This is a genomic window from Pseudomonas asiatica, from assembly GCF_040214835.1.
Classification (GTDB): domain Bacteria; phylum Pseudomonadota; class Gammaproteobacteria; order Pseudomonadales; family Pseudomonadaceae; genus Aquipseudomonas; species Aquipseudomonas putida_Z.
Genome location: NZ_CP157874.1, coordinates 4,136,882 through 4,163,448, shown reverse-complemented (window position 1 = coordinate 4,163,448; position 26,567 = coordinate 4,136,882). Strand labels below are relative to the sequence as shown.

The window sequence follows — 26,567 nt, the reverse complement described above, 5'->3', positions numbered from 1 at the left end:
ACGAAGGTTCTCTGTGCCACACCCGGCGAATTGCCAAGGCCGGAAGCCGTAGTACCCAATCCAACGAGGAATTCGTCATGGCTTTGACTGTTAACACCAACACCACCTCTCTGGGCGTTCAGAAAAACCTGAACCGTGCTTCCGATGCGCTGAGCACCTCGATGACCCGTCTGTCCTCCGGCCTGAAAATCAACAGCGCCAAAGACGACGCCGCCGGCCTGCAGATCGCTACCCGCATGACCTCGCAGATCCGTGGTCAGACCATGGCTATCAAAAACGCCAACGACGGTATCTCCATCGCCCAGACCGCTGAAGGCGCGATGCAAGAGCAGACCAACATCCTGCAGCGTATGCGTGAACTGGCCGTTCAGTCCCGAAACGACTCGAACAGCACCAACGACCGTGTCGCTCTGGACAAAGAATTCCAGTCGATGGCTTCGGAACTGACCCGTATCGCCAACAGCACCCAGCTGAACGGCAAGAACCTGCTGGACGGTTCGGCTTCGGTCATGACCTTCCAGGTTGGTTCCAACACCGGTTCCGCCAACCAGATCACCATCGACCTGAGCGCCAAGTTCACCGCTTCGGACCTGGGCGTTACTTCCTCGATCAACATTCAGGGTTCCGACACCACCACCGCCGAAGCCAACTTCAGCGCTGCTGTTTCGGCCATCGACGCCGCTCTGCAAACCATCAACAGCAACCGTGCTGACCTGGGTGCCGCGCAGAACCGTCTGACCAGCACCATCAACAACCTGCAAAACATCAACGAAAACGCCGAAGCTGCTCGTGGCCGCGTACAGGACACCGACTTCGCTGCTGAAACTGCCCAGCTGACCAAGCAGCAGACCCTGCAGCAAGCTTCCACCTCGGTTCTGGCCCAGGCCAACCAGCTGCCGTCGGCAGTACTGAAGCTGCTGGGCTAATCTGCCTGGTTGCTGGCGGGGAAGTGCTGGTAAGGCACTTCCCCGCCTTTTCATTGCGAGGTGGTGGGCATGGACATGAGCGTCAAGCTGAACCTGTCTTATCCGGCCGCACGTCCGGCCGAGCAGGTTGCCGAAAAACCGGTTGCCCGGTCGACGGAAAACGTAAAACCCGAAGACGACAAGAAAGACGCCAAGGCGGTGCAGGATGCCGACAAGGTCAAACATGCCGTTTCGGAGATCGAAAAGTTCCTGAAGGCGTCGCAGCGCAATCTGGAATTTTCCACGGATGAAGAATCCGGCAAGATCGTGGTCAAAGTCATCGCTACCGACAGTGGTGAACTGATTCGCCAGTTGCCCTCGGAAGAGGCCCTGCGGATCGCTCACAGCCTGAGCGATGTCAAAAGTGTTCTGTTCGACGCCAAGGTATAGTTGGCGGCGAACACCAATGAAGTGAAGCATGTCTGTCCCGCAGGAGCGGGTTGACGCGTTGATGAGAGGGACTACAGCATGGCAAGCCCGATTACTTCCAGTACAGGCCTGGGTTCTGGTCTCAACATTACCGAGATCGTGACCGCGTTGGTCAAGGCCGATACATCCGCCAAACAGGCGCAGATCACTCGGCAAACCAGCAACAACACTGCGATGATTTCGGGTATCGGCTCGCTGCGCAGTGCCCTCACGGCATTCCAGGACGCCATGAAGGCGCTCAACAACAAGGATGCGCCGTCGTTCAACGCCTATGCAGCGACCTCGGCCAACGAGTCGGTGGTCAAGGTCAAGTCGAGCAACTCGGCGGTAGCGGGTAGCTACGACATCGTGGTGGACAAGCTGGCCACCAGCTCGAAAGTGGCCAGCCAGCAGTTCAGCGGTGGTGCCACCAGCCCGATCAGTGCTGGCCAGCTGACCATCAGTCAGAACGGCAAGACCTACAACCTGGACGTGGCCAGTGGTGCGACGCTGCAAAGTGTGCGCGACCAGATCAACAAGGAAATGAGCGCCAACGGCATTTCCGCCAACATCGTCAACGAGGAAGGCGGCTCGCGCCTGGTGCTCAGCTCGACCACCACAGGTGCGGGGACTGACATCTCCCTGAGCGGTATCGCCGAGCTGGCAATCGATGGCACCACGCAGATGTCCGGGACCGGTGCGGGCTTCATCACTGCCAAGGCCCAGGACGCCGAACTGACCATCGACGGCTTGAAGGTCAAGAGTGCCTCCAACACGCTCGATAGCGCCATCAGCGGCATGACCCTGGAGTTGACCGGGGTCAGCCCGAAGGCCAGCGGCGTCGCCACTGGTACGCCGACCGCGGTCACCGTTGCGGCGGACAACGATGGCCTGAAGAAGTCGGTCCAGAGCTTCGTCGATGCCTACAATACGCTGCAGAAGGCGATCACGTCGCTGACGTCGACCAGCCGTGATGACGATGACAAGCTGGTGCTCGGCCCGCTCACCAACGACCCGACCACCCGCTCTCTGTTGGGTGATGTGCGCAAGGTGCTGAGTGAGGTGGGGGCCGGCGACCAGCTGACCACGCTGAGCCAGTTGGGTATCAACACCCAGAAAGATGGCACGCTCGAATTCAACAGCAGCAAGTTCACCGCGGCGATGAACGACAAGAAGCTCGGCCCGGAAGTGCAGGAGCTGTTCACCGGTACCGACGGCATCTTCGAGCGCATGAACAAGGCCATCGATCCTTACAACAAGACCGATGGCAGCCTTGCAACGCGCAAGTCGAACCTCGACAAGGCGGTCTCGGAACTGGCCAACCAGCAGGCCGCGCTTGACCGCCGCACCGAGTCGCTGACCGAATCGCTGACCAAGAAGTACGTGGCCCTGGACACCGCCCTGGGCAAGATGAAAGCCCAGGCCGACCAGATCACCTCGATCTTCGAAGCGATCAACGCCCAGGCCAAGAAATCCTGATCGGCTGAACATGCCAAAAGCCCGGCGGCGTCCGCGAGACGCCCCGGGCTTTTTGCTTTTCCCCTAAAGTTTTTTGACGTACAGGCGATACAGCAGGTACAAGCAACTTTTTACCGCAGCAACGAGGCAGATCCATGAACCCGATGTTGGCCCTTCGGCAGTACCAGAAAGTCAACGGCGCAGCGCAGACGTCCGAAGCCAGCCCGCACCGCCTGGTGCAGATGCTCATGCAGGGCGGCCTTGATCGCATGGCGCAGGCCAAGGGCGCCATTGCCCGCAACGACATCGCGCAAAGGGGCATCCTCATCGGCAAGGCCATCGACATCATCGGCGGCCTGCGTGAAGGCCTGGACCTGGAAAACCATGCCGACAGCCTGGCTGAGCTGGACAGCTTGTACATGTACATGAGCCGTCGCCTGATCGAGGCCAACGTCAAGGGTGACCCGGCCATCATCGACGAGGTCGCGCGCCTGCTGATCACTGTGAAGGAAGGTTGGGACGCAATCGGCGATCAGTCGTCGGCTTCCTGATAAAGGAGGATGACATGAACGAAGTAATCGCCCGGATCGAGCAGACTCGGGAAATGCTGCTGGCGGCGCTGGCCGAGCGCAACTGGGAAGCGGTGGGTGAGCTGGACCTGGAATGCCGCTTGCGCATCGGTGACATGGTGAGCGAGGCGAAAGGCAACGAGGCCGATGTCAGTGCCAGCCTTGAGCAGTTGCTGGCCGTATACCGTCAACTAATCGATGTTGCAAGTGGCGAACGTCAATCCTTGGTGGATGAAATGACGAAAATCCGTCAGGCGAAGAATGCGGCAAAGGTATACCATCTATTCACCTGACCACAGATGTTGCCAAAAGCCATGCGCCATTAATTTGACTGGCTGGTGTTTTTTGACTTTACTAGTGGCTGTTTTCGAATTTCAGACGTCCGAACACTGACCATTCAGTCGGAATGATGTCGAGCACGCCCTCGGGCGCCGATATGACTAGGGAAGTTGCTATTGCATGTGGCGTGAAACCAAGATTCTGCTGATCGACGACGACAGCGCACGCCGCCGCGACCTGGCGGTGGTGCTTAACTTCCTCGGCGAAGAAAACCTCGCTTGCTCCAGCCAGGACTGGCAGCAGGTGGTCGAGCCATTGTCTTCGAGTCGCGAAGTGCTGTGCGTGCTCATCGGCACTGTAAACGCCCCGGGCAGTGTGCTTGGGCTCGTTAAGACAGTGGCTGGGTGGGATGAGTTCCTTCCGGTTCTGCTTTTAGGTGAAATTTCTTCTGCGGAGTTCCCGGAAGACCTTCGCCGCCGGGTGCTTTCCAACCTGGAAATGCCGCCAAGCTACAGCCAGCTGCTGGATTCGCTGCACCGTGCCCAGGTCTATCGCGAGATGTACGACCAGGCGCGCGAGCGTGGTCGCCAGCGCGAACCCAACCTGTTCCGCAGCCTGGTCGGTACCAGCCGTGCCATCCAGCACGTGCGGCAGATGATGCAGCAGGTGGCTGATACCGATGCCAGCGTGCTGATCCTGGGTGAGTCCGGCACCGGCAAGGAAGTGGTCGCGCGCAACCTGCACTACCATTCCAAGCGCCGCGAGGCGCCGTTCGTGCCGGTCAACTGCGGCGCGATCCCGGCCGAGCTGCTGGAAAGCGAACTGTTCGGCCACGAGAAGGGCGCCTTCACCGGGGCGATCACCAGCCGTGCCGGGCGTTTCGAGCTGGCCAACGGCGGTACCCTGTTCCTCGACGAAATCGGCGACATGCCGTTGCCGATGCAGGTCAAGCTGTTGCGCGTGCTGCAGGAACGTACCTTCGAGCGCGTGGGCAGCAACAAGACCCAGAGCATCGATGTGCGCATCATTGCCGCGACCCACAAGAACCTCGAGACCATGATCGAGGAGGGCACGTTCCGCGAAGACCTGTACTACCGCCTGAACGTGTTCCCCATCGAGATGGCGCCACTGCGTGAGCGGGTGGAAGACATCCCGCTGCTGATGAACGAGCTGATCTCGCGCATGGAGCACGAGAAGCGCGGGTCCATCCGCTTCAACTCCGCGTCGATCATGTCGCTGTGTCGCCACGGCTGGCCGGGCAACGTTCGCGAGCTGGCCAACCTGGTCGAGCGCATGGCGATCATGCACCCGTACGGGGTGATTGGCGTGTCCGAGCTGCCGAAGAAATTCCGTTACGTTGATGACGAAGACGAGCAGATGGTCGACAGCCTGCGCAGCGACCTGGAAGAGCGCGTGGCGATCAACGGCCATACGCCGAACTTCAGCAACCACGCCATGCTGCCACCTGAAGGCCTGGACCTGAAGGACTACCTGGGTAGCCTGGAGCAGGGCCTGATCCAGCAGGCGCTGGATGATGCCAACGGTATCGTTGCGCGCGCGGCTGAACGTTTGCGTATACGTCGTACCACCCTGGTCGAGAAGATGCGCAAGTACGGCATGAGCCGCCAGGGCGGCGAGGAACAGGCGGAGGATTGACGGCTGGCGGTTGCCTGTACCGGCCTCTTCGCGGGCGCGCCCGCTCCCACAGGATCGATGCACAGCTTGAATTCGGTGATATCCCTGTGGGAGCGGGCATGCCCGCGAAGAGGCCGGCACAGGGAGCCAAAATCTCCAGTACTGCGCAAGGCTTGAAGCCTGCACGGTCCCTGTGGGGGCGGGCATGCCCGCGAAGAGGCCGGCACAGGGAGCCAAAATCCCCAGTACTGAGCAAGGCTTGAAGCCTGCGCGGTCTCTGTGGGAGCGGGTTCACCCGCGAAGAGGCCGGCACAGCCAACCCAAATCCCTATCTCCGGCACGGCTATTGCTACACCGCTGGCAACACACCGTTTTTATGACGGTCAGCCACGCGAGAGAGCAAGATGCCCCAGGCCGCCCACGTATCCCTAGCCCCCGATCCGCAGGGGCAAACCCCGATCGAGCAGGAAAGCCGTCAGGGTCTCGAGCAGGCCTTCGCCCTGTTCAGTCAGGTATCCACCCAACTGAGCCAGTCCTACAGCCTGCTCGAAGCCCGGGTCAGCGAACTCAAGGGCGAGCTGGCGGTGGTCAGCGCCCAGCGCATCGATGAACTGAGCGAAAAGGAACGCCTGGCCAACCGCCTGCAGAACCTGCTGGACCTGCTGCCCGGCGGGGTGATCGTGATCGATGGCCAGGGCCTGGTACGCGAAGCCAACCCGGCCGCCTGCGAACTGCTCGGCGAGCCGCTGGTCGGCCAGCTGTGGCGCCAGGTGATCGCCCGCAGCTTTGCCCCGCGCAAGGATGACGGTCACGAAGTCTCGCTGCGCGATGGCCGCCGTCTGTCCATTGCCACTCGCTCGCTGGATGCCGAGCCTGGCCAGTTGGTGTTGCTCAACGACCTGACCGAAACCCGTCGCCTGCAAGACCAGCTGGCTCGCCACGAGCGCCTGTCTTCGCTGGGGCGCATGGTCGCCTCGCTGGCGCACCAGATCCGCACGCCACTGTCGGCGGCGATGCTCTACGCCAGCCACCTGGCTGATCCCGAACAAGAGCTGGGCGCGGAAACCCGCCAGCGCTTTGCCGGCACCCTGAAGGAGCGCCTGCACGAGCTGGAACACCAGGTGCGCGACATGCTGGTATTCGCCCGTGGCGAGCTGCCGCTGAATGATCGAGTCACGCCAAAAGCCTTGTTCCAGGCCCTGCAGCAGGCTGCCCAGGCGCATGTGCAAGGGCACGCCGTGCGCTGGCAGTGTGACAGCCACCTGGGTGAGCTGCTGTGCAACCGGGACACCCTGGTTGGTGCATTGCTCAACCTGATCGAAAATGCGCTGCAAGCCAGCGACGGCCCGGCGCGACTGAAGGTGCACCTGTTGCGCCGCGAGCGCAGTCTGCACCTGTGTGTAAGCGACGCCGGCAGTGGCATCGATGGCGACCTGCTCGGCCGCCTGGGCGAGCCGTTCCTGACCACCAAGGCCACTGGCACCGGCCTGGGCCTGGCCGTGGTCAAGGCTGTGGTGCGTGCGCACCAGGGTACGCTGCGCCTGCGCTCGAAGGTTGGCCGTGGTACCTGTGTGCGGGTGGAGCTGCCGTTGATCGACGGGCAACTGGCGGAGGGCATGTAATGGCGATCAAGGTGCTGCTGGTCGAGGACGACCGCGTATTGCGCCAGGCGCTGGGCGATACCCTGGAAATCGGCGGCTTCGCCTACCAGGCGGTGGGCAGTGCCGAAGAAGCGCTGGAAGCGGTACTGGAGGAGGCCTTCAGCCTGGTAGTCAGCGATGTGAACATGCCTGGCATGGATGGGCACCAACTGCTGGCCCAGCTGCGCCGCCAGCAACCGCAACTGCCCGTGTTGCTGATGACCGCGCATGCCGCGGTGGAGCGCGCCGTCGAGGCGATGCGCCAAGGGGCTGCCGACTATCTGGTCAAGCCATTCGAACCCAAGGCCTTGCTCAGTCTGGTCGAGCGGCATGCCGCCGGGCGCGTGGCTGAAGAGGAAGGCCCGGTGGCCTGCGAGCCGGCCAGTCGACAGTTGCTGGAGCTGGCCACGCGGGTGGCGCGCAGTGACTCGACCGTGCTGATTTCCGGCGAATCCGGTACCGGCAAGGAAGTGCTGGCGCGCTTCATTCACCAGCAGTCACCGCGGGCGGCGCAGGCCTTCGTGGCGATCAATTGTGCTGCCATCCCCGACAACATGCTCGAGGCCACCCTGTTCGGCCACGAGAAGGGTGCCTTCACCGGCGCCATCGCTGCCCAGGCCGGCAAGTTCGAGCAGGCCGAAGGTGGCACCTTGCTGCTCGATGAAATCTCGGAAATGCCAATGGCCTTGCAGGCCAAGCTGCTGCGCGTGCTGCAGGAGCGCGAGGTGGAGCGGGTGGGTGGGCGCAAGCCCATCAGCCTGGATATTCGCGTGCTGGCCACCACCAACCGTGACCTGGCTGGCGAAGTGGCGGCCGGGCGTTTCCGTGAAGATTTGTACTACCGCCTGTCGGTGTTCCCCCTGGCCTGGCGCCCGCTGCGCGAACGCCCGGGTGACATCCTGCAACTGGCCGAGCGCCTGTTGGCACGCCACGTGGCGAAGATGAAGCACGCCCCGGTGCAGCTGTCGCCCCAGGCCCGAGCCTGCCTGCAGGCGTATGCCTGGCCGGGCAACGTACGCGAACTGGACAACGCCCTGCAGCGGGCGCTGATCCTGCAGCAGGGCGGGGTGATCGAGGCGGCGGATTTTTGTCTGGCGGGCGCCATTCCATTGTCAGCTGGCATAGAGCCGTCATCCGAGGTGGTGGCCGAGCCCGGCGGGCTGGGCGATGACATGCGTCGTCATGAGTACCAGATGATCATCGACACCCTGCGCGCCGAGCGCGGCCGCCGCAAAGAGGCGGCCGAACGCCTGGGGATAAGCCCGCGTACCCTGCGCTACAAGCTGGCGCAGATGCGCGATGCCGGGTTTGACGTCGAGGCCAGCCTGTTCGGCTGATTGACACTGCAGCTGCTGCAGATGCGACCCCTGTAGGAGCGGCCTTGTGTCGCGATAGGGCCGCAAGGCGGCCCCGGCGATATCGGCGGCGAAGCGCAGATGTGGGGCCGCTCCGCGCCCCTGTCGCGACACAAGGCCGCTCCTACAAAGATCGCGCAAGCGCACGGGGCGGTGATTCCCAAGGCTGGCACCTTTGTTGCTTTAGGTTGGCTATCCGCCGCATCACTGTCAAAAAAATGCGGCCGCAGGAGAGAGAAGGGTCATGAGCCAAGGTGTTGAATTCAATCGTCTGATGTTGGACATGCGGGCCATGCAGGCCGATGCCATGTCGCTGCCCAAGGTGGCCGCCGCCCCCGAGTTGGCACCCGGGCAAAGTACCTTTGCCGACATGCTCGGCCAGGCCATCGGCAAGGTGCATGAGACGCAGCAGGCTTCGACCCAGTTGGCCAACGCTTTCGAGATCGGCAAGAGTGGCGTCGACCTGACCGACGTGATGATCGCTTCGCAAAAGGCCAGCGTGTCGATGCAGGCCCTGACCCAGGTACGCAACAAGCTGGTCCAGGCGTACCAGGACATCATGCAGATGCCGGTTTGAGGACGGACGTAAACCATGGCTGAAGCAGTCGTCGACAACCCCCCTGCCAAAAGCGGCCCGCCCGCGGCCAAGCCGCCGCTGTTCGGCATGGCGTTTCTGGAAAACATCGCGCAGATGCCCATGCTGCGTCAGATCGGCCTTCTGGTCGGCCTGGCCGCCAGCGTGGCGATCGGCTTTGCCGTGGTGCTGTGGTCGCAACAACCCGATTACCGTCCGCTGTACGGCAGCCTGGCGGGCATGGACACCAAGCAGGTCATGGATACCCTGGCCGCCGCCGACATCCCCTACAACGTCGAGCCCAATTCCGGTGCTCTGCTGGTCAAGGCCGACGACCTCTCCCGTGCGCGCCTGAAACTGGCGGCCGCCGGCGTGGCACCAAGCGATGGCAACGTCGGTTTCGAGCTGCTCGACAAGGAGCAGGGCCTGGGCACCAGCCAGTTCATGGAAGCCACCCGTTACCGTCGCAGCCTGGAAGGCGAGCTGGCGCGTACCGTGTCCAGCCTGAACAACGTCAAGGGCGCGCGCGTGCATCTGGCCATCCCGAAAAGCTCGGTGTTCGTGCGTGACGAACGCAAGCCCAGCGCCTCGGTACTGGTCGAGCTGTACCCGGGCCGTGCCCTGGAAGCCGGGCAGGTGATGGCCATCGTCAACCTGGTGGCAACAAGCGTGCCGGAACTTGACAAGTCCCAGGTCACCGTGGTCGACCAGAAGGGCAACCTGCTGTCCGAGCAGATCCAGGACACCGCCCTGACCCAGGCAGGCAAACAGTTCGACTACAGCCGCCGGGTGGAAAGCATGCTCACCCAGCGGGTGCACAACATCCTGCAGCCGGTGCTGGGCAATGACCGCTACAAGGCCGAAGTGTCCGCCGACCTGGACTTCAGTGCGGTCGAGTCCACCTCCGAGCAGTTCAACCCAGACCAGCCGGCGCTGCGCAGCGAGCAGTCGGTCGATGAACAACGTGCCAGCAGCCAGGGCCCGCAAGGTGTGCCCGGTGCGCTGAGCAACCAGCCGCCAGGCCCGGCCTCGGCACCGCAGACCACCGGTGGTGCCGCTACCCCGGCCGCGGCCATCCAGCCTGGCCAGCCGCTGGTGGATGCCAACGGCCAGCAGATCATGGACCCGGCCACCGGCCAGCCGATGCTCGCGCCGTACCCGTCGGACAAGCGCCAGCAAAGCACCAAGAACTTCGAGCTGGACCGTTCCATCAGCCACACCCGCCAGCAGCAGGGGCGCATGACCCGCCTGTCGGTGGCGGTGGTGGTGGACGACCAGGTCAAGATCGACCCGGCCACCGGCGACGCCACCCGTGCGCCATGGGGCGCCGAGGACCTGGCACGCTTCACTCGCCTGGTGCAGGACGCGGTCGGCTTCGATGCCAGCCGTGGCGACAGCGTGACGGTGATCAACGTGCCGTTCGCCGCCGACCGCGGCGAAGAGATCACCGACATCGCCTTCTACCAGCAGCCGTGGTTCTGGGACATCGTCAAGCAAGTGCTGGGCGTGGTGTTCATCCTGGTGCTGGTGTTCGGTGTGCTGCGCCCGGTGCTGAACAACATTACAGGGGGCGGCAAGCAGGCTGCCCCGGATAGCGACATGGAGCTGGGCGGCATGATGGGTCTGGATGGCGAACTGGCCAACGACCGCGTCAGTCTGGGTGGCCCGACAAGCATTCTGCTGCCTAGCCCGAACGAGGGTTACGAGGCACAGCTCAACGCAATCAAAGGCCTGGTGGCCGAAGACCCGGGCCGCGTTGCCCAGGTCGTGAAAGAGTGGATCAACGCCGATGAGTGATAACCGAGCCGTTACCGCCAAGCTGAGCCGCGTCGACAAGGCGGCGATCCTCCTGCTTTCGCTGGGCGAGACCGATGCCGCCCAGGTGCTGCGGCACATGGGGCCCAAGGAAGTGCAGCGGGTGGGTGTGGCCATGGCGCAGATGGGCAATGTGCACCGTGAACAGGTCGAGCAGGTGATGAGCGAGTTCGTCGAAATCGTCGGCGACCAGACCAGCCTGGGCGTGGGCTCCGATGCCTATATCCGCAAGATGCTCAACCAGGCCCTGGGCGAGGACAAGGCCAACGGCCTGGTCGACCGCATCCTGCTCGGTGGCAACACCAGCGGCCTGGACAGCCTGAAGTGGATGGAGCCGCGCGCCGTTGCCGACGTGATCCGCTACGAGCACCCGCAGATCCAGGCCATCGTGGTTGCCTACCTCGACCCCGACCAGGCCGGCGAAGTGCTGAGCAACTTCGACCACAAGGTGCGCCTGGACATCGTCCTGCGCGTGTCGTCGCTGAACACCGTGCAGCCGGCGGCGCTGAAGGAGCTGAACCAGATCCTCGAGAAGCAGTTCTCGGGCAACTCCAACGCGGCGCGTACCACTTTGGGCGGCATCAAGCGCGCCGCCGACATCATGAACTTCCTCGACAGCTCGGTGGAAGGTGCACTGATGGACGCGATCCGCGAGATCGACAGCGACCTGTCGGAGCAGATCGAAGACCTGATGTTCGTCTTCAACAACCTGGCCGACGTCGACGACCGTGGCATCCAGGCGTTGCTGCGCGAAGTCTCGTCCGACGTGCTGGTGGTGTCGCTCAAGGGCGCCGACGAGCGGGTCAAGGACAAGATCTTCAAGAACATGTCCAAACGTGCCTCGGAGCTGTTGCGCGACGACCTGGAGGCCAAGGGGCCGGTACGGGTCAGCGACGTGGAAACGGCGCAGAAGGAAATCCTCACCATCGCCCGCCGCATGGCCGAGGCCGGCGAGATCGTGCTCGGCGGCAAGGGTGCCGAGGAAATGATCTAAGGTATTCGCGATCTGAAGGCCGACACGGTCCCTGTGGGAGCGGGTAAACCCGCTCCCACAGGGACCGTGTCGGCTGAACATGGTTTGAGAACATGACAGCATGCCCACCAAAGAACATCACCCCAGCGACCTGATCCGCGCCCGCGACCTCGAGGGCGTGGATGTATGGGCGCTGCCCAGCTTCGACCCGGAACCGGAGCCTGAGCCCGAACCGGAGCCGGAACCCGAGGTAATCGAGGAAGAAGTCGAGGAAGTGCCGCTGGAAGAAGTTCAGCCACTGACCCTGGAAGAACTCGAGGCCATCCGCCAGGAGGCCTACAACGAAGGCTTCGCCACCGGTGAGCGCGAGGGCTTCCATAGCACCCAGCTCAAGGTCCGCCAGGAAGCCGAAGAGGCCCTGAAGACCAAGCTGGAGAGCCTCGACCGGCTGATGACCAACCTGATGGAGCCGATCGCCGAGCAGGACACGCAGATCGAGAAAACCCTGGTCCACCTGGTGGCTCACATGACCCGCCAGGTGATCGGTCGCGAACTGCGGGGCGATTCCAGTCAGATAACCCAGGTACTGCGCGAAGCGCTCAAGCTGCTGCCCATGGGCGCGGACAATATCCGCATTCATCTCAACCCGCAGGATTTCGAGCTGGCCAAGGCCCTGCGCGAGCGCCATGAGGAAAGCTGGCGGCTGCTCGAGGACAGCGCACTGCTACCAGGCGGCTGCCGTATCGAGACCGCGCATAGCCGCATCGACGCGACCATGGAAACCCGCATCGAGAAAGCCGTGGCACAACTGTTCGACCAGTTGCACGACCATTCGCTGCACCCGGCAGCGCCGGACATGTCGGTAGACCTGGACAGCCTGCCAGAGCGCGCCGTGGGTAGCCCGGATGCAACTTGAGCGCACCAGTTTCGGCAAGCGCCTGGGCAGTTACGCCGAGGCCATCGAGCTGCCGGCCCAGCCCATCGTCGAAGGCCGCCTGCTGCGCATGGTCGGCCTCACCCTGGAAGCCGAAGGCCTGCGCGCTGCAGTCGGCAGCCGCTGCCTGGTAATCAACGACGACAGCTACCACCCGGTGCAGGTGGAGGCCGAAGTCATGGGCTTTGCCGGGTCCAAGGTATTCCTCATGCCGGTCGGCAGCATTGTCGGCATCGCCCCCGGCGCCCGGGTGGTGCCGCTGGATGACAGCGGCCGCCTGCCCATGGGCATGAGCATGCTCGGCCGGGTGCTCGACGGCGCCGGTCGCGCGCTGGATGGCAAGGGCGGGATGAAGGCCGAGGACTGGGTGCCGATGGACGGCCCGGTGATCAACCCGTTGAACCGCGACCCCATCAGCAAGCCGCTGGACGTGGGCATTCGCAGCATCAATGGCCTGCTCACCGTCGGTCGCGGCCAGCGCCTGGGCCTGTTCGCCGGTACCGGTGTGGGCAAGTCGGTGTTGCTGGGCATGATGACCCGCTTCACCGAAGCCGAGATCATCGTCGTCGGCCTGATCGGCGAGCGGGGCCGCGAGGTCAAGGAATTCATCGAGCATATCCTTGGTGAAGAAGGCCTCAAGCGCTCGGTGGTGGTCGCTTCGCCCGCCGACGATGCGCCGCTGATGCGCCTGCGCGCCGCCATGTACTGCACACGTATTGCCGAGTACTTCCGCGACAAGGGCAAGAACGTGCTGTTGCTGATGGACTCGCTGACCCGTTTTGCCCAGGCCCAGCGTGAAATCGCCTTGGCCATCGGCGAACCGCCGGCCACCCGGGGTTACCCGCCGTCGGTGTTTGCCAAACTGCCCAAGCTGGTGGAGCGGGCCGGCAACGGCGAGCCAGGCGGTGGTTCGATCACCGCGTTCTACACTGTGTTGTCCGAGGGTGACGACCAGCAGGACCCGATTGCCGACTCGGCGCGTGGTGTGCTCGATGGCCACTTCGTGCTGTCGCGGCGGTTGGCCGAGGAAGGCCATTACCCGGCTATCGACATCGAAGCCTCGATCAGTCGGGTCATGCCTCAGGTGGTCGATGCCGACCATTTGCGCCAGGCGCAAAAGTTCAAGCAGCTGTGGTCGCGCCTGTCGCAAAGCCGTGACCTGATCAGTGTGGGTGCCTACGTGGCGGGTGGCGACCCGGAAACCGATCTGGCCATTGCGCTGCAATCGAAGCTGGTGGAGTTTTTGCGCCAGGGCCTGCGCGAGAGCGTGGGCATGGCGCAAAGCCGCGAACAGTTGGGGGCGATCTTTGCGCCCCCGGCGGGCGGTTGATAGGCCATGGCACTGCCCGGACGTGCCGCGCGCCTGGCGCCGGTGGTGGACATGGCCGAAGAGGCCGAGCGCCAGGCGGCCCAGCGCCTTGGGCAGTTCCAGCAGCAGGTGGCCACGGCACAGGCCAAGCTGGCCGAACTCGAACGGTTTCGCGAAGACTACCAACTGCAGTGGATCAACCGTGGCGGGCAGGGGGTAAACGGTAGCTGGCTGGTCAATTACCAGCGCTTCCTCGGGCAGCTGGAAACGGCCATGACCCAGCAGCGCCAGAGCCTGGTCTGGCACCAGAACAACCTCAACAACGCCCGCGGCACCTGGCAGCAGGCCTATGCCCGGGTGGAAGGCTTGCGCAAGCTGGTGCAGCGCTACCAGGAGGAAGCCCGGCGGGCCGAAGACAAGCGCGAGCAGCGCTTGCTCGACGAGCTGTCACAACGCCTGCCGCGGCAGAATCACCTTTAAGCTGCCCATTGGGCTTGCGCCGTACCCTGTAGGAGCGGCCTTGTGTCGCGAAAGGGGCGCGCAGCGGCCCCAGGATTTCAGCTTCGCAGCAAATATCGCCGGGGCCGCTCTGCGGCCCTTTCGCGACACAAGGCCGCTCCTACACTGGGTGCACCGCCTGTGGGAATGGCATGCTTGCCACCCCCGGCATCGCCTGCTAAACCTTTAAGGAGTTGCATCCGCCATCATCGAAGGAATCGCTAGCATGGCAGTCGAGACTGATTTTTCGCAGGACGGGAAAAAGCTGACGATTAAGATCAAGGGGCGCTTCGATTTCGGCAAGCATCAGGAATTTCGTGACGCCTACGAACGCCAGCCCAGCCGGCCAGATTCGGTGGTCGTCGACCTGAAGGACACCACCTACCTCGACAGTTCCGCACTCGGCATGCTGCTGTTGCTGCGCGACCATGCGGGCGGCGATGAGTCGGATGTGCGTGTGGTGCATGCCAGCTCCGATGTGCGCAAGATCCTCGCCATCTCCAATTTCGAAAAACTCTTCGATATCAGTTGAGCGCCGACATGCCGGCCGAACAGACGTTGACCGTGCTGGTCGCCGAAGACGGTGCCGCCGACCGCCTGCTGCTGGCGCAGATCGTGCGCCGTCAGGGCCATCAGGTATTCACCGCGGAAAACGGCGAGCAGGCGGTGGCGCTGTTCGTCGAGCGGCGCCCGCAACTTGTGCTGCTGGATGCGCTGATGCCGGTGATGGATGGCTTCGAGGCGGCGCGGCAGATCAAGGCACTGGCCGGCGAAGCGCTGGTGCCGATCATTTTCCTGACGTCATTGAACGAGGAGGAAGGCCTGGTGCGCTGCCTGGAGGCCGGGGGCGACGACTTCATGGCCAAGCCCTACAGTGCGGTGATCCTCGGTGCCAAGATACGCGCCATGGACCGCCTGCGCCGGCTGCAGGCCACCGTGCTGGAGCAGCGCGACCAGATTGCCCGGCACCACCACCACCTGCTCAACGAGCAGCGGGTGGCCAAGGCGGTGTTCGACAAGGTGGCCCACTCCGGCTGCCTGGCCGCGCCCAACATCCGCTACCTGCAATCGCCCTATGCGCTGTTCAATGGCGACCTGATGCTGGCCGCGTTCACCCCGTCCGGCGACATGCGCGTGCTGCTCGGCGATTTCACCGGCCACGGCCTGCCGGCGGCGGTAGGCGCCATGCCGCTGGCCGAAGTGTTCTACGGCATGACTGCCAAGGGCTACGGCATGGCGCAGATCCTGCGCGAGATGAATGCCAAGCTCAAACGTATCCTGCCGGTGGACATGTTCTGTTGTGCGCTGCTGCTCAACCTCAGCATGCAGCGCGGTTCGGTGGAAGTGTGGAACGGCGGCATGCCTGATGGCTATCGCCTGGCAGTGGATGGCCAGGTGCTGTCGGTGCTGACGTCGCGACACCTGCCGCTGGGCATCCTGGACGCCGAGCGTTTCGATGACAGTACCGAAGTGTTGCCGCTGGCACCGGGCGAGCGCCTGCTGCTGCTGTCGGACGGCGTGCTGGACACCGCCGACGACCAGGAGCGCCTGTTCGGTGTGCAGCGCCTGCGCAGGGTGCTGGCCGACAACCGGGACCCGGTGCGGTTGTTCGACGAAGTGATGCAGGCCCTGGAGCGCTTTGGCGGGCGCCCGCGCGATGACATCAGCCTGTGCGACATTCGCATGTTCAGCGCCGAGGAGCGGGTGCCGGCGCCGATGATCTACTCTGATAGCGGCCGCTCCAGCCCGCTGGACTGGTCGCTGGGGTTCGAGGTGCGTGGCCAGAGCCTGAAGCGCTTCAACCCGGTGCCGTACCTGGTGCAGTTGTTGCAGGAGATTCATGGCCTGCGCGCGCGTACCGGCAACCTGCACAGCGTGCTCAGCGAGCTGTATTCCAATGCCCTGGAGCATGGCGTGCTGGGCCTGGACTCGCAGCTCAAGCGCGATGTACAGGGCTTTGCCGACTATTATCAGGAACGCGCCCGGCGCCTTGGGGTTCTGACCGACGGTTACGTGCGCATCGATTTCAAGGTTGAACCGCAAGCCGACGGCGGGCGTCTGATGATCGAGGTCCGTGACAGTGGTGCCGGGTTCGATGTGCAACGGGTGCTGTCGCGGCCCTCGCTGGAGCAGGAGCTGAGCGGGCGTGGCCTGAACCTGGTGCGGCGGCTGGCCAGCAGCGCGCACTGGAGTGAGGGCGGGCGCTGCGCGCATGTGGAGTTCGTCTGGTGAGCCACGGGTTGGCTCGGGCATAATCTGGCTTGATCAAGGAGTGAACAAGTGACTGACATGCATATTGACCACAAGGTACTCAGCGACCTGCGTGAGGTCATGGAAGATGGCTACCTGCAGTTGGTGCAAACCTTTCTCGAAGACTCCGAACGGCGCCTGGGCCAGCTGCACGCGGCCCAAAATGCCGAAGAGCTCGGCTCCGCGGCCCACAGTTTCAAGGGCAGCAGCAGCAACATGGGCGCGGTTGCATTGGCCAGCCTGTGCCAGCAGCTGGAGGAGCGCGCACGGCGGCCCCCGCTGTATGGCATCGAAGACCTGATCAACCGCATCGACCAAGAGTTCCTCGAGGTGCAGGGCTTCTACCGAGGTGAGCAGCAGCGCATTTCGGCGGGTTGAAACACGACTTGGCGCGAGTCTTGCCTGTCTCTGGCTGGATGATTTTTTTGTTTCTGGCGCGGAGACCGCTCGATGCCTGTCGCACCCAACCCATTGTTGCAAGGCAACGCCATTGCCAACACCTCGCGTTCGGCCACCGCACAGGCCGACAAGCCGCTGCAGGCGCCGGGCGACAAGGGCGACGGCTTCGGCCAGGTGATGGCCCGGCAGGGCCGCGACAAGGCCGCCGGGCAGGACGACAAGGTCGCCCAGGCCAAGCCCAAGGACAAGCCCGAGGCGGCGCAGGGCGGCAAGAAAGCCGCTGTCGACAAACCCGCGGTTGCCGATGACGGCAAACAATTGCCAGCCGACGACCAGGCCCAGGCCGACACCGGCTTGCGCGATGCCAGCCTGGTTGCCGGCCAGGTCACCGACGCCCAGCCTGGCGCACAACTGATCCAGGCCCAGGCCGAGGCGGTGGCGCCGGTGTTGCAGGCCGCCGCGGCGCAGGCGCAGGTCACCGCCGAGCTGCCCGAGGAGCCGGCCGCCGAGGAAGCCTTCGACCCTGACTCCGACCCTTTGGCCAACCTGCCTACCCTGCGCCTGGCGCTGGAACAAAGCGCCCAGGCCAAGGGAGCGACCTCGGCGCATGCCCTGGACCCTTCGCAGGCTCAGGGCGAAGAGGGGCAGATGGCCGTCAATACCTTGGCGAATCTGGTCGAGAATGCCGAGGGTGAAGCGGGCGAGCCTGGCGACAAGGCCTTTGCCGGCTTGCTCGAAGATGGCCTGAAAGACACCAAGAGCGCTGGCAGCGATACACGCGTAGACGATTTCGCCAACCGCCTGGCCAACCTGACCCAGGCCGCCACGGCCAAGACCGCCAATGCCGTGCCGGCCAATGCCAGCCCATTGCACCAACCGCTGCCGATGAACCAGAACGCCTGGGCCGAGGGCCTGGTCAATCGGGTCATGTACCTGTCCAGCCAGAACCTCAAGTCGGCGGATATCCAGCTGGAGCCGGCAGAACTGGGCCGCCTGGACATTCGCGTCAATGTTGCGACGGACCAGTCGACCCAGATCACCTTCATCAGCGGCCACGCCGGCGTGCGTGACGCCCTCGACAGCCAGGTGCACCGCCTGCGCGAGCTGTTCGCCCAGCAGGGGCTGGCACAGCCGGATGTCAACGTGGCCGACCAGTCGCGTGGGCAGCAACAGCAGCAGCAGGGGGAGGCACAGGGCAGCAACCTGTCCGGGGTGGCGGCGCGCCGGGCCGAGCAGGGCGGGGCAGAGGCAGTCGATAGCGCCCGGCCTGTGGAGCAGCAGGTGGTTGTTGGCGACAGTGCGGTCGATTATTACGCGTAGATCCCGATTGCCTGTACTGGCCTCTTCGCGGGTAAACCCGCTCCCACAAGTACAGTGCAGGCTTCGAAGCCTGTGGAGGTCCTGTGGGAGCGGGTTCACCCGCGAAGAAGCCAGCACAGTCGTTCCTGCTGAAATCTCCCTTCTGCGAAATCTGGCATAACACTTGCTCAAGCCAAGCCATCCTCCCTTGAACCCCCGATGGACGACGGATTATTGGCATGGCGAAGAGCGAAGCAGTCAAAGACCCCGCCACTAAAGGCAAACTCAAGCTGATCCTGCTGGCGGTAGTGGGCCTGTTGCTGGCGATCGGCCTTTCGGTGGGCGCTACCTGGTTCATCATGCACAAGAGCGAGCCGGCCCCGGCCGCCGATCCTGCAGCCAGCAACGTCAAGCCAGCGGCTATCTACGAAGCGCTGGCCCCGGCCTTCGTGGTCAACTTCAACCAGAACGGCCGCCAGCGCTACATGCAGGTGAGCATCACCCTGCAAGCGCGCAGCCAGGCTGACCTGGACGCCCTCAAGGTGCACATGCCGGTGATCCGCAACAACCTGGTGATGATGTTCTCCGGGCAAGGCTTCGACACCCTGGCCGGCAGCCCGGTGGGGCAGGAAATGCTGCGCCAGAAGGCCACCGCAGTGGTTCAGGAAGTGGCGCAGAAGGAAGTCGGCAAGCCGGTCGTCGACCAGTTGCTGTTCACCAATTTCGTATTGCAGTAGGAGTCCGCAATGGCCGTACAGGACCTGCTGTCCCAGGATGAAATCGATGCCCTGTTGCATGGCGTCGACGACGGGCTGGTGCAGACCGAGAGTGCATCCGAGCCTGGCAGCATCAAAAGCTACGACCTGACCAGTCAGGACCGTATCGTGCGGGGTCGCATGCCGACCCTGGAAATGATCAACGAGCGTTTCGCCCGTTACACCCGTATCAGCATGTTCAACCTGCTGCGCCGCTCCGCCGATGTGGCAGTGGGCGGCGTGCAGGTGATGAAGTTCGGCGAATACGTGCACTCGCTGTATGTGCCGACCAGCCTCAACCTGGTCAAGATCAAGCCGCTGCGCGGTACCTCGCTGTTCATCCTCGACGCCAAGCTGGTGTTCAAGCTGGTGGACAACTTCTTTGGCGGCGACGGCCGCCACGCCAAGATCGAAGGCCGCGAGTTCACCCCCACCGAGTTGCGCGTGGTGCGCATGGTGCTGGACCAGTGCTTCGTCGACCTCAAGGAAGCCTGGCAGGCAATCATGCCGGTCACCTTCGAGTACATGAACTCCGAGGTCAACCCGGCCATGGCCAACATTGTCGGCCCCAGCGAGGCGGTGGTGGTGTCCACCTTCCACATCGAGCTGGACGGCGGTGGCGGCGACCTGCACGTGACCATGCCGTACTCGATGATCGAGCCGGTGCGGGAAATGCTCGACGCCGGTTTCCAGTCGGACCTGGACGACCAGGACGAGCGCTGGGTCAAGGCCCTGCGCGAGGACGTGCTGGACGTGGCTGTGCCGCTGACCGCCACCGTAGCCCGGCGCCAGCTGAAGCTGCGCGACATCCTGCACATGCAGCCTGGCGACGTGATCCCGGTGGAGCTGCCCGAGCACCTGGTGCTGCGCGCCAACGGCGTGCCGTCGTTCAAGGCGCGCCTGGGTTCGCACAAGGGCAACCTGGCGCTGCAGATCATCGACCCGATCGAACGCCGCTGACGCGTGCCGGTCGCTCATAACGAATTGAATGCCTGTCGAGGAAACCATGGCTAACGAAAACGAGATCACCTCCGCAGAGGACCAGGCACTGGCCGATGAATGGGCTGCGGCACTGGAAGAAACCGGTGCAGCCGGCCAGGCCGATATCGATGCACTGCTGGGTGGTGACACCGGTAGCAGCACCGGCGGCGCGGGCCGCCTGCCGATGGAGGAGTTCGCCAGCTCGCCGAAGCCGAACGAAAACGTCAGCCTCGAAGGCCCTAACCTGGACGTGATCCTGGATATCCCGGTGAACATTTCCATGGAAGTGGGCAGTACCGAGATCAACATCCGCAACCTGCTGCAGCTCAACCAGGGCTCGGTGATCGAGCTCGACCGCCTGGCCGGCGAGCCGCTCGACGTGCTGGTCAACGGCACGCTGATTGCCCATGGCGAGGTGGTGGTGGTCAACGAGAAGTTCGGCATCCGCCTGACCGACGTGATCAGCCCCAGCGAACGTATCAAGAAGCTGCGCTGAGTGAAGGGCACGATGCGCGCCATCGCGGCGCTCGCCGCGCTGCTCGCCAGCCAGGCTTGCCTGGCCGCGGCCACACCGGTGGCAACCCCGGCAACCGCGCCTGGCAGCCTCGGTGGGCAGCTGGCGCAGATGGTCTTCGGCCTGCTGCTGGTGGTCGGCCTGATCTTCTTCCTGGCCTGGTTGCTGCGGCGCATGCAAAGCACGGCGGTGAAGGGCGGGCAGGTGATCGAGATCGTCGGCAGCCGGGCCATCGGCCCGCGTGACCGCCTGCTGCTGGTGCAGGTGGGCAAGGAGCAGATCCTGATCGGCCATACCCCTGGCAGCATCGAGGCCCTGCATGTGCTGGCCGAACCCGTGGAAGTGCCGGAAAACGCCCGCCAGGCGACGCCGGAGTTTGCCCAGCGGCTGATGGAGCTGATGGGCAAAGACCCTAAGGACAAGAAGTGATGAGTGGCGCGCTGCGTGTGTTGTTGACTCTGGCGCTGCTGCTGGCTGCGCCGCTGGCCCTGGGGGCCGACCCGCTGTCGATCCCAGCCATTACCCTGTCCAATACCGCGGACGGGCAGCAGGAGTATTCGGTCAGCCTGCAGATCCTGCTGATCATGACGGCGCTCAGCTTCATCCCGGCGTTCGTCATCCTGATGACCAGCTTCACCCGCATCATCATCGTGTTCTCGATCCTGCGTCAGGCCTTGGGCTTGCAGCAGACGCCGTCGAACCAGCTGCTGACGGGCATGGCACTGTTCCTGACCATGTTCATCATGGCGCCGGTGTTCGACCGGGTGAATCAGGACGCACTGCAGCCGTACCTGAAGGAGCAGATGACTGCCCAGCAGGCCATCGACAAGGCCCAGGGGCCGCTCAAGGACTTCATGCTGGCGCAAACCCGGCAAAGCGACCTCGACCTGTTCATGCGCCTGTCCAAGCGTACCGACATCGCCGGTCCGGACCAGGTGCCGCTGACGATCCTGGTGCCGGCGTTCGTCACCTCCGAGCTGAAGACTGCGTTCCAGATCGGTTTCATGATCTTCATCCCGTTCCTGATCATCGACATGGTGGTAGCCAGCGTGCTGATGGCCATGGGTATGATGATGCTGTCGCCGCTGATCATCTCGCTGCCGTTCAAGATCATGCTGTTCGTGCTGGTCGATGGCTGGGCGCTGATCATGGGCACCTTGGCCAGCAGTTTCGGCGGCGTCTGACGCCGTCAAGGAGAGCCGCCGATGACACCTGAAGTCGCTGTCGACCTGTTCCGTGATGCCTTGTGGCTGACCACCCTGATGGTCGCCATACTGGTGGTGCCCAGCCTGCTGGTGGGCCTGGTGGTGGCCATGTTCCAGGCCGCCACGCAGATCAACGAACAGACCCTGAGCTTCCTGCCACGCCTGCTGGTGATGCTGGTCACGCTGATCGTCGCCGGGCCGTGGCTGGTGCAGAAGTTCATGGAGTACATCACCAGTCTGTACACCAACATCCCGCAGCTGATCGGTTGACGCGCCGATGCTGGAGCTGACCGACACGCAGATCGGCACCTGGGTCGCCACCTTCATCCTGCCGTTGTTCAGGGTGACGGCAGTGTTGATGACCATGCCGATCTTTGGCACCCGCATGCTGCCGGCGCGGGTGCGTCTGTACGTGGCGGTGGCTATCACCGTGGTGATCGTCCCGGCCCTGCCGCCCTTGCCCGAGTTCGATCCGCTGAGCCTGCGCGGACTGCTGCTGTGTGCCGAGCAGGTCATCGTCGGGGCGTTGTTCGGGTTGTCGCTGCAGTTGTTGTTCCAGGCTTTCGTCATCGCTGGCCAGATCGTCGCGGTGCAGATGGGCATGGCCTTCGCATCGATGGTCGACCCGGCCAACGGCGTCAACGTTGCGGTGATCAGCCAGTTCATGACCATGCTGGTGAGCGTGCTGTTCCTGCTGATGAACGGCCATCTGGTGGCGTTCGAGGTGCTGACCGAAAGCTTCACCACCTTGCCGGTGGGCAATGCGCTGGTGGTCAATCAGTTCTGGGAGGTGGCGGGGCGCCTGGGCTGGGTGTTCGGTGCCGGCCTGCTGCTGATCCTGCCGGCTATCGCCGCGTTGCTGGTGGTGAACATCGCCTTTGGCGTAATGACGCGTGCCGCGCCGCAGCTGAACATTTTCTCCATCGGTTTTCCGCTGACCCTGGTCATGGGCATGTTCATTTTCTGGGTCGGCCTGGCCGACATACTTTCCCATTACCAGGCATTGGCCAGCGAAGCGCTGCAATGGCTGCGTGATCTGGCAAGGGCGCGCTGAGCATGGCGGAAAGCGAAAGCGGTCAGGACAAGACAGAGGAACCCACCGACAAGCGCAAGCGCGATGCCCGCGAGAAAGGCGAGATCGCGCGTTCCAAGGAGCTGAACACGGTGGCGGTGACCTTGGCCGGCGCCGGTGGCCTGCTGGCGTTCGGCGGCCACCTGGCCGAGACACTGATGGCGATCATGCGCATGAACTTCAGCCTGACCCGCGACTTCATCGTCGATGAGCGGGCCATGGGTGCCTTCCTGTTGGCCTCGGGCAAGATGGCCATCTGGGCGGTGCAGCCGATCTTGATCCTGTTGTTCGTGATTTCCTTTGTCGCGCCGATTGTCCTGGGCGGTTTCCTGTTTTCCGGCAGCCTGTTGCAGCCGAAATTCAGCCGCATGAATCCCTTGTCGGGGATCAAGCGCATGTTCTCGATGAACGCCCTGACCGAGCTATTGAAAGCACTCGCCAAGTTTTTCGTGATTCTGGTCGTTGCGGTAGTGGTGTTGGTCAATGACCGCCAGGCGCTGCTCGCCATCGCCAATGAGCCGTTGGAGCAGGCGATCATCCATAGCCTGCAGGTGGTGGGCTGGAGTGCGTTGTGGATGTCGGCCGGGCTGCTGTTGATTGCGGCGGCGGACGTGCCGTTCCAGCTGTGGCAGACGCACAACAAGCTGAAGATGACCAAGCAGGAAATCAAGGACGAGTACAAGGACAGCGAAGGCAAGCCCGAGGTCAAGCAGCGTATTCGCCAGCTGCAGCGTGAGGCCTCGCAGCGGCGCATGATGGCGGCTGTGCCCGAAGCCGACGTGATCATCACCAACCCGACGCATTATGCGGTGGCCTTGCAATACGACCCGGAGAAAGGCGGGGCGGCGCCGTTGCTGCTGGCCAAGGGGACGGATTTCATTGCCCTGAAGATTCGCGAGATCGGCGTGGAGCACAAGGTCCAGATCCTCGAGTCGCCGGCGTTGGCGCGGGCGATCTACTACTCCACCGAACTCGAGCAGGAAATCCCTGCCGGGCTTTACCTGGCGGTGGCGCAGGTGCTGGCCTATGTGTTCCAGATCCGCCAGTACCGGGCAGGCAAGGGCAAGCGGCCAGAGCCGCTGAAGGACGACCTGCCGATTCCGCCGGATCTGCGCCGCGACAGTTGACCTTGTGTCAGGGCGCCTGGCCCTTTCGCGGGTGAACCCGCTCCCACAGGTCCTCTGCGGGCCTTGAAGGCTGTGCGGTCCCTGTGGGAGCGGGCGTGCCCGCGAAGAGGCCGGAACAGGCAACATAAATCCCCCGTCGAGCAAAGTTGGAAGGCTTCTTGTCAAGCTGGCGCCAGGCGCCTGCGCCGCGACAGTTGACCTTGTGTCAGGGCGTCTGGCCCTTTCGCGGGCACGCCCGCTCCCACAGGGACCTTATGCTCCTCGAGGGCGACGCCGCACCTGTGGGAGCGGGTTCACCCGCGAAGAGGCCGGAACAGGCAACATAAATCCCCCGTCGAGCAAAGTTGGAAGGCTTCTTGCAAAGCCAGCGCCAGGCGCCTCCTGTGCGTCAAAGTTTTGCATCAAGAGGACTCGCGGTGGATCGCACTCAGTTAATCAGCAACGCCCGTAACAACCTGGCCGGGCTCGGCCGGGGCAACCTGGGTGTGCCGCTGTTGCTGCTGGTGATGTTGGCAATGATGATGTTGCCGATACCGCCGTTCCTGCTCGACGTGTTCTTCACTTTCAACATCGCCCTGTCGATCGTGGTCCTGCTGGTCTGCGTCTACGCCCTGCGCCCGCTCGACTTCGCCGCATTCCCCACCATCCTGCTGGTGGCCACGCTGTTGCGCCTGGCCCTGAACGTGGCATCCACCCGGGTGGTGATGCTGCATGGCCAGGAGGGCCACGGCGCCGCCGGCAAGGTTATCCAGGCCTTCGGCGAGGTGGTGATCGGCGGTAACTACGTGGTCGGTGCCGTGGTGTTCGCCATCCTCATGATCATCAACTTCGTGGTGGTGACCAAGGGCGCGGGGCGTATCTCGGAAGTGAGCGCGCGTTTCACCCTCGACGCCATGCCCGGCAAGCAGATGGCCATCGACGCCGACCTCAACGCCGGCCTGATCGACCAGGCCCAGGCCAAGCACCGTCGTGCCGAAGTAGCGCAGGAAGCCGAGTTCTACGGTTCGATGGACGGTGCCAGCAAGTTCGTCCGCGGTGACGCCATTGCCGGCCTGCTGATCCTGTTCATCAACCTGATCGGCGGCATGCTGATCGGCATGCTGCAGCACGGCATGAGCTTTGGCGATGCCGGCAAGGTGTACGCCTTGCTGACCATCGGTGACGGTTTGGTGGCGCAATTGCCATCACTGTTGCTGTCCACCGCTGCCGCGATCATGGTTACCCGTGCTTCGGGCTCCGAGGACATGGGCAAGCTGATCAACCGGCAGATGTTCGATTCGCCCAAGGCCCTGGCGGTGTCCGCCGCGCTGATGATCGTCATGGGCCTGGTGCCGGGCATGCCGCACGTGGCCTTCCTAAGCCTCGGCCTGCTGGCCGGTGGTGGCGCCTACCTGGTATGGAAGAAGCAACAGAAGGCCAAGGCGCAGGCGCTGCAGGAGGCGCAACGCCAGCAGGACCTGCTGCCCTCGCCACAGCGTGCGCTGGAAACCAAGGAGCTGGGCTGGGACGACGTCACGCCGATCGACATGATTGGCCTGGAGGTCGGCTACCGGTTGATCCCGCTGGTCGATCGTAACCAGGGTGGCCAATTGCTCGCGCGGATCAAGGGCGTGCGCAAGAAGCTGTCGCAAGACCTGGGCTTCCTCATGCCCACCGTGCACATCCGCGACAACCTCGACCTGCAGCCCAGCGCCTATCGCCTGACCCTGATGGGGGTGATCCTGGCCGAAGCCGAGATCTACCCGGACCGCGAACTGGCAATCAACCCGGGGCAGGTGTTCGGCACCCTCAACGGCATTGCCGCGCGCGACCCGGCGTTTGGCCTTGAAGCCGTGTGGATCGATGTCGGCCAGCGCTCCCAGGCGCAGTCGCTGGGCTACACCGTGGTCGACGCCAGTACCGTGGTTGCCACCCACCTGAACCAGATCCTGCAGAAGCACTGCCACGAGCTGATCGGCCATGAAGAGGTCCAGCAACTGCTGCAGGTGTTGGCCAAGGCATCGCCTAAACTTGCAGAAGAGCTGGTGCCGGGTGTCATTTCCTTGTCGGGCCTGCTCAAGGTGCTGCAAGCGCTGTTGTCGGAACAGGTGCCAGTGCGCGATATTCGCAGTATCGCCGAGGCGATCGCGAACAACGCCGGCAAGAGTCAAGATACCGCCGCGCTGGTGGCGGCAGTGCGCGTCGGATTGTGTCGCGCCATCGTGCAAAGCATTGTCGGCGTTGAGTCGGAGCTGCCAGTGATTACCCTGGAGCCAAGGTTGGAACAGATTTTGCTCAATAGTCTGCAAAGGGCCGGGCAAGGTCAGGAAGACGGTGTTCTTCTGGAGCCGAGCATGGCCGAGAAGCTGCAGCGTTCGCTGATCGAGGCGGCCCAGCGCCAGGAAATGCAGGGCCAGCCGGCCATCCTCCTGGTTGCCGGCCCGATCCGCGCCATGCTGTCGCGTTTCGGTCGCCTGGCTGTACCGAATTTGCATGTTCTGGCGTATCAGGAAATACCGGACAACAAGCAAGTCACCATCGTTGCCACCGTGGGCCCTAACGGCTGAGGTAGGG

At 63.6% G+C, this 26,567-nt stretch carries 27 protein-coding genes; all 27 read left to right on the top strand.

All coding sequences use genetic code 11. The features are described 5' to 3' along the window. The first annotated feature begins 77 nt into the window (after nt 1–77). Entirely contained in the window at nt 78–926 is an 849-nt protein-coding gene (locus tag ABNP31_RS18640; protein ID WP_015271225.1) for a flagellin domain-containing protein, read from the top strand. A 69-nt stretch (nt 927–995) separates the two neighbouring features. After that, complete coding sequence (locus ABNP31_RS18635) at nt 996–1,355, top strand: flagellar protein FlaG (protein WP_015271224.1); 360 nt, start codon at nt 996–998, stop codon at nt 1,353–1,355. Nucleotides 1,356–1,433: 78 nt separating this feature from the next. Continuing rightward, nucleotides 1,434–2,852 carry a flagellar filament capping protein FliD gene (fliD, locus tag ABNP31_RS18630; protein WP_085589027.1) on the top strand — a complete coding sequence of 473 codons (1,419 nt, stop codon included), beginning with the start codon at nt 1,434–1,436 and terminating at the stop codon, nt 2,850–2,852. Nucleotides 2,853–2,986: 134 nt separating this feature from the next. Beyond that, nucleotides 2,987–3,382, top strand: coding sequence for a flagellar export chaperone FliS (gene fliS, locus ABNP31_RS18625; protein WP_003257284.1), 396 nt, complete (start codon nt 2,987–2,989; stop codon nt 3,380–3,382). A gap of 14 nt (nt 3,383–3,396) precedes the next feature. Beyond that, nucleotides 3,397–3,693: a flagellar protein FliT gene (locus ABNP31_RS18620; RefSeq protein ID WP_075045931.1), complete on the top strand. Its 297-nt coding sequence runs from the start codon at nt 3,397–3,399 to the stop codon at nt 3,691–3,693. Nucleotides 3,694–3,859: 166 nt separating this feature from the next. Next, nucleotides 3,860–5,335, top strand: coding sequence for a transcriptional regulator FleQ (gene fleQ / locus ABNP31_RS18615; RefSeq protein WP_046614590.1), 1,476 nt, complete (start codon nt 3,860–3,862; stop codon nt 5,333–5,335). 383 nt (nt 5,336–5,718) lie between these two features. Continuing rightward, entirely contained in the window at nt 5,719–6,936 is a 1,218-nt protein-coding gene (locus ABNP31_RS18610; RefSeq protein ID WP_085663984.1) for a sensor histidine kinase, read from the top strand. Continuing rightward, nucleotides 6,936–8,291: a sigma-54-dependent transcriptional regulator gene (locus ABNP31_RS18605; protein ID WP_085663985.1), complete on the top strand. Its 1,356-nt coding sequence runs from the start codon at nt 6,936–6,938 to the stop codon at nt 8,289–8,291. Before ABNP31_RS18610 ends, ABNP31_RS18605 begins: the two co-directional genes overlap by 1 nt. Before the next feature lie 262 nt (nt 8,292–8,553). Beyond that, complete coding sequence (gene fliE / locus ABNP31_RS18600) at nt 8,554–8,886, top strand: flagellar hook-basal body complex protein FliE (protein ID WP_013973606.1); 333 nt, start codon at nt 8,554–8,556, stop codon at nt 8,884–8,886. A gap of 15 nt (nt 8,887–8,901) precedes the next feature. After that, on the top strand, nt 8,902–10,680 hold the full coding sequence (gene fliF / locus ABNP31_RS18595; protein WP_025340086.1) for a flagellar basal-body MS-ring/collar protein FliF: 1,779 nt from the start codon (nt 8,902–8,904) through the stop codon (nt 10,678–10,680). Next, nucleotides 10,673–11,692, top strand: a complete 1,020-nt coding sequence (fliG, locus tag ABNP31_RS18590) for a flagellar motor switch protein FliG (protein WP_003257289.1) — start codon at nt 10,673–10,675, stop codon at nt 11,690–11,692. Before fliF ends, fliG begins: the two co-directional genes overlap by 8 nt. A gap of 100 nt (nt 11,693–11,792) precedes the next feature. Further along, complete coding sequence (gene fliH, locus ABNP31_RS18585; RefSeq protein ID WP_085663986.1) at nt 11,793–12,587, top strand: flagellar assembly protein FliH; 795 nt, start codon at nt 11,793–11,795, stop codon at nt 12,585–12,587. Next, nucleotides 12,577–13,935 carry a flagellar protein export ATPase FliI gene (gene fliI, locus ABNP31_RS18580; protein ID WP_238066708.1) on the top strand — a complete coding sequence of 453 codons (1,359 nt, stop codon included), beginning with the start codon at nt 12,577–12,579 and terminating at the stop codon, nt 13,933–13,935. Before fliH ends, fliI begins: the two co-directional genes overlap by 11 nt. A gap of 6 nt (nt 13,936–13,941) precedes the next feature. Continuing rightward, on the top strand, nt 13,942–14,394 hold the full coding sequence (gene fliJ, locus ABNP31_RS18575) for a flagellar export protein FliJ (RefSeq protein WP_046614584.1): 453 nt from the start codon (nt 13,942–13,944) through the stop codon (nt 14,392–14,394). Between the two features lie 244 nt (nt 14,395–14,638). Beyond that, the gene (locus ABNP31_RS18570) at nt 14,639–14,944 is read left to right on the top strand and encodes an STAS domain-containing protein (RefSeq protein ID WP_013973600.1); all 306 of its coding nucleotides are present in this window, start codon (nt 14,639–14,641) and stop codon (nt 14,942–14,944) included. A gap of 8 nt (nt 14,945–14,952) precedes the next feature. Beyond that, nucleotides 14,953–16,644 (top strand): fused response regulator/phosphatase, encoded by a 1,692-nt coding sequence (locus tag ABNP31_RS18565; RefSeq protein ID WP_085663988.1) that lies wholly within the window; start codon nt 14,953–14,955, stop codon nt 16,642–16,644. Between the two features lie 48 nt (nt 16,645–16,692). Continuing rightward, nucleotides 16,693–17,040: an Hpt domain-containing protein gene (locus tag ABNP31_RS18560; RefSeq protein ID WP_061304343.1), complete on the top strand. Its 348-nt coding sequence runs from the start codon at nt 16,693–16,695 to the stop codon at nt 17,038–17,040. 72 nt (nt 17,041–17,112) lie between these two features. After that, nucleotides 17,113–18,381: a flagellar hook-length control protein FliK gene (locus ABNP31_RS18555; RefSeq protein ID WP_238066701.1), complete on the top strand. Its 1,269-nt coding sequence runs from the start codon at nt 17,113–17,115 to the stop codon at nt 18,379–18,381. A 218-nt stretch (nt 18,382–18,599) separates the two neighbouring features. Further along, entirely contained in the window at nt 18,600–19,097 is a 498-nt protein-coding gene (gene fliL / locus ABNP31_RS18550; RefSeq protein ID WP_025340078.1) for a flagellar basal body-associated protein FliL, read from the top strand. A gap of 9 nt (nt 19,098–19,106) precedes the next feature. Further along, on the top strand, nt 19,107–20,075 hold the full coding sequence (gene fliM / locus ABNP31_RS18545) for a flagellar motor switch protein FliM (protein WP_013973595.1): 969 nt from the start codon (nt 19,107–19,109) through the stop codon (nt 20,073–20,075). Between the two features lie 46 nt (nt 20,076–20,121). Then, a complete protein-coding gene (gene fliN, locus ABNP31_RS18540) occupies nt 20,122–20,592 on the top strand; it encodes a flagellar motor switch protein FliN (RefSeq protein ID WP_003257291.1) in 471 nt (156 codons plus the stop codon). A 12-nt stretch (nt 20,593–20,604) separates the two neighbouring features. After that, nucleotides 20,605–21,039, top strand: coding sequence for a flagellar biosynthetic protein FliO (fliO, locus tag ABNP31_RS18535; protein ID WP_085664062.1), 435 nt, complete (start codon nt 20,605–20,607; stop codon nt 21,037–21,039). After that, nucleotides 21,039–21,794: a flagellar type III secretion system pore protein FliP gene (gene fliP / locus ABNP31_RS18530; RefSeq protein ID WP_003257293.1), complete on the top strand. Its 756-nt coding sequence runs from the start codon at nt 21,039–21,041 to the stop codon at nt 21,792–21,794. The genes fliO and fliP overlap by 1 nt, the downstream gene beginning before the upstream one ends. Nucleotides 21,795–21,815: 21 nt before the next feature. Next, complete coding sequence (gene fliQ / locus ABNP31_RS18525; protein ID WP_075045922.1) at nt 21,816–22,085, top strand: flagellar biosynthesis protein FliQ; 270 nt, start codon at nt 21,816–21,818, stop codon at nt 22,083–22,085. Between the two features lie 7 nt (nt 22,086–22,092). Then, nucleotides 22,093–22,869 carry a flagellar biosynthetic protein FliR gene (fliR, locus tag ABNP31_RS18520; RefSeq protein ID WP_346616475.1) on the top strand — a complete coding sequence of 259 codons (777 nt, stop codon included), beginning with the start codon at nt 22,093–22,095 and terminating at the stop codon, nt 22,867–22,869. A 2-nt stretch (nt 22,870–22,871) separates the two neighbouring features. Then, on the top strand, nt 22,872–24,014 hold the full coding sequence (flhB, locus tag ABNP31_RS18515) for a flagellar biosynthesis protein FlhB (protein ID WP_350012646.1): 1,143 nt from the start codon (nt 22,872–22,874) through the stop codon (nt 24,012–24,014). A 416-nt stretch (nt 24,015–24,430) separates the two neighbouring features. Beyond that, nucleotides 24,431–26,560 (top strand): flagellar biosynthesis protein FlhA, encoded by a 2,130-nt coding sequence (flhA, locus tag ABNP31_RS18510; protein ID WP_025340073.1) that lies wholly within the window; start codon nt 24,431–24,433, stop codon nt 26,558–26,560. The last annotated feature ends 7 nt before the right edge of the window (nt 26,561–26,567 follow it).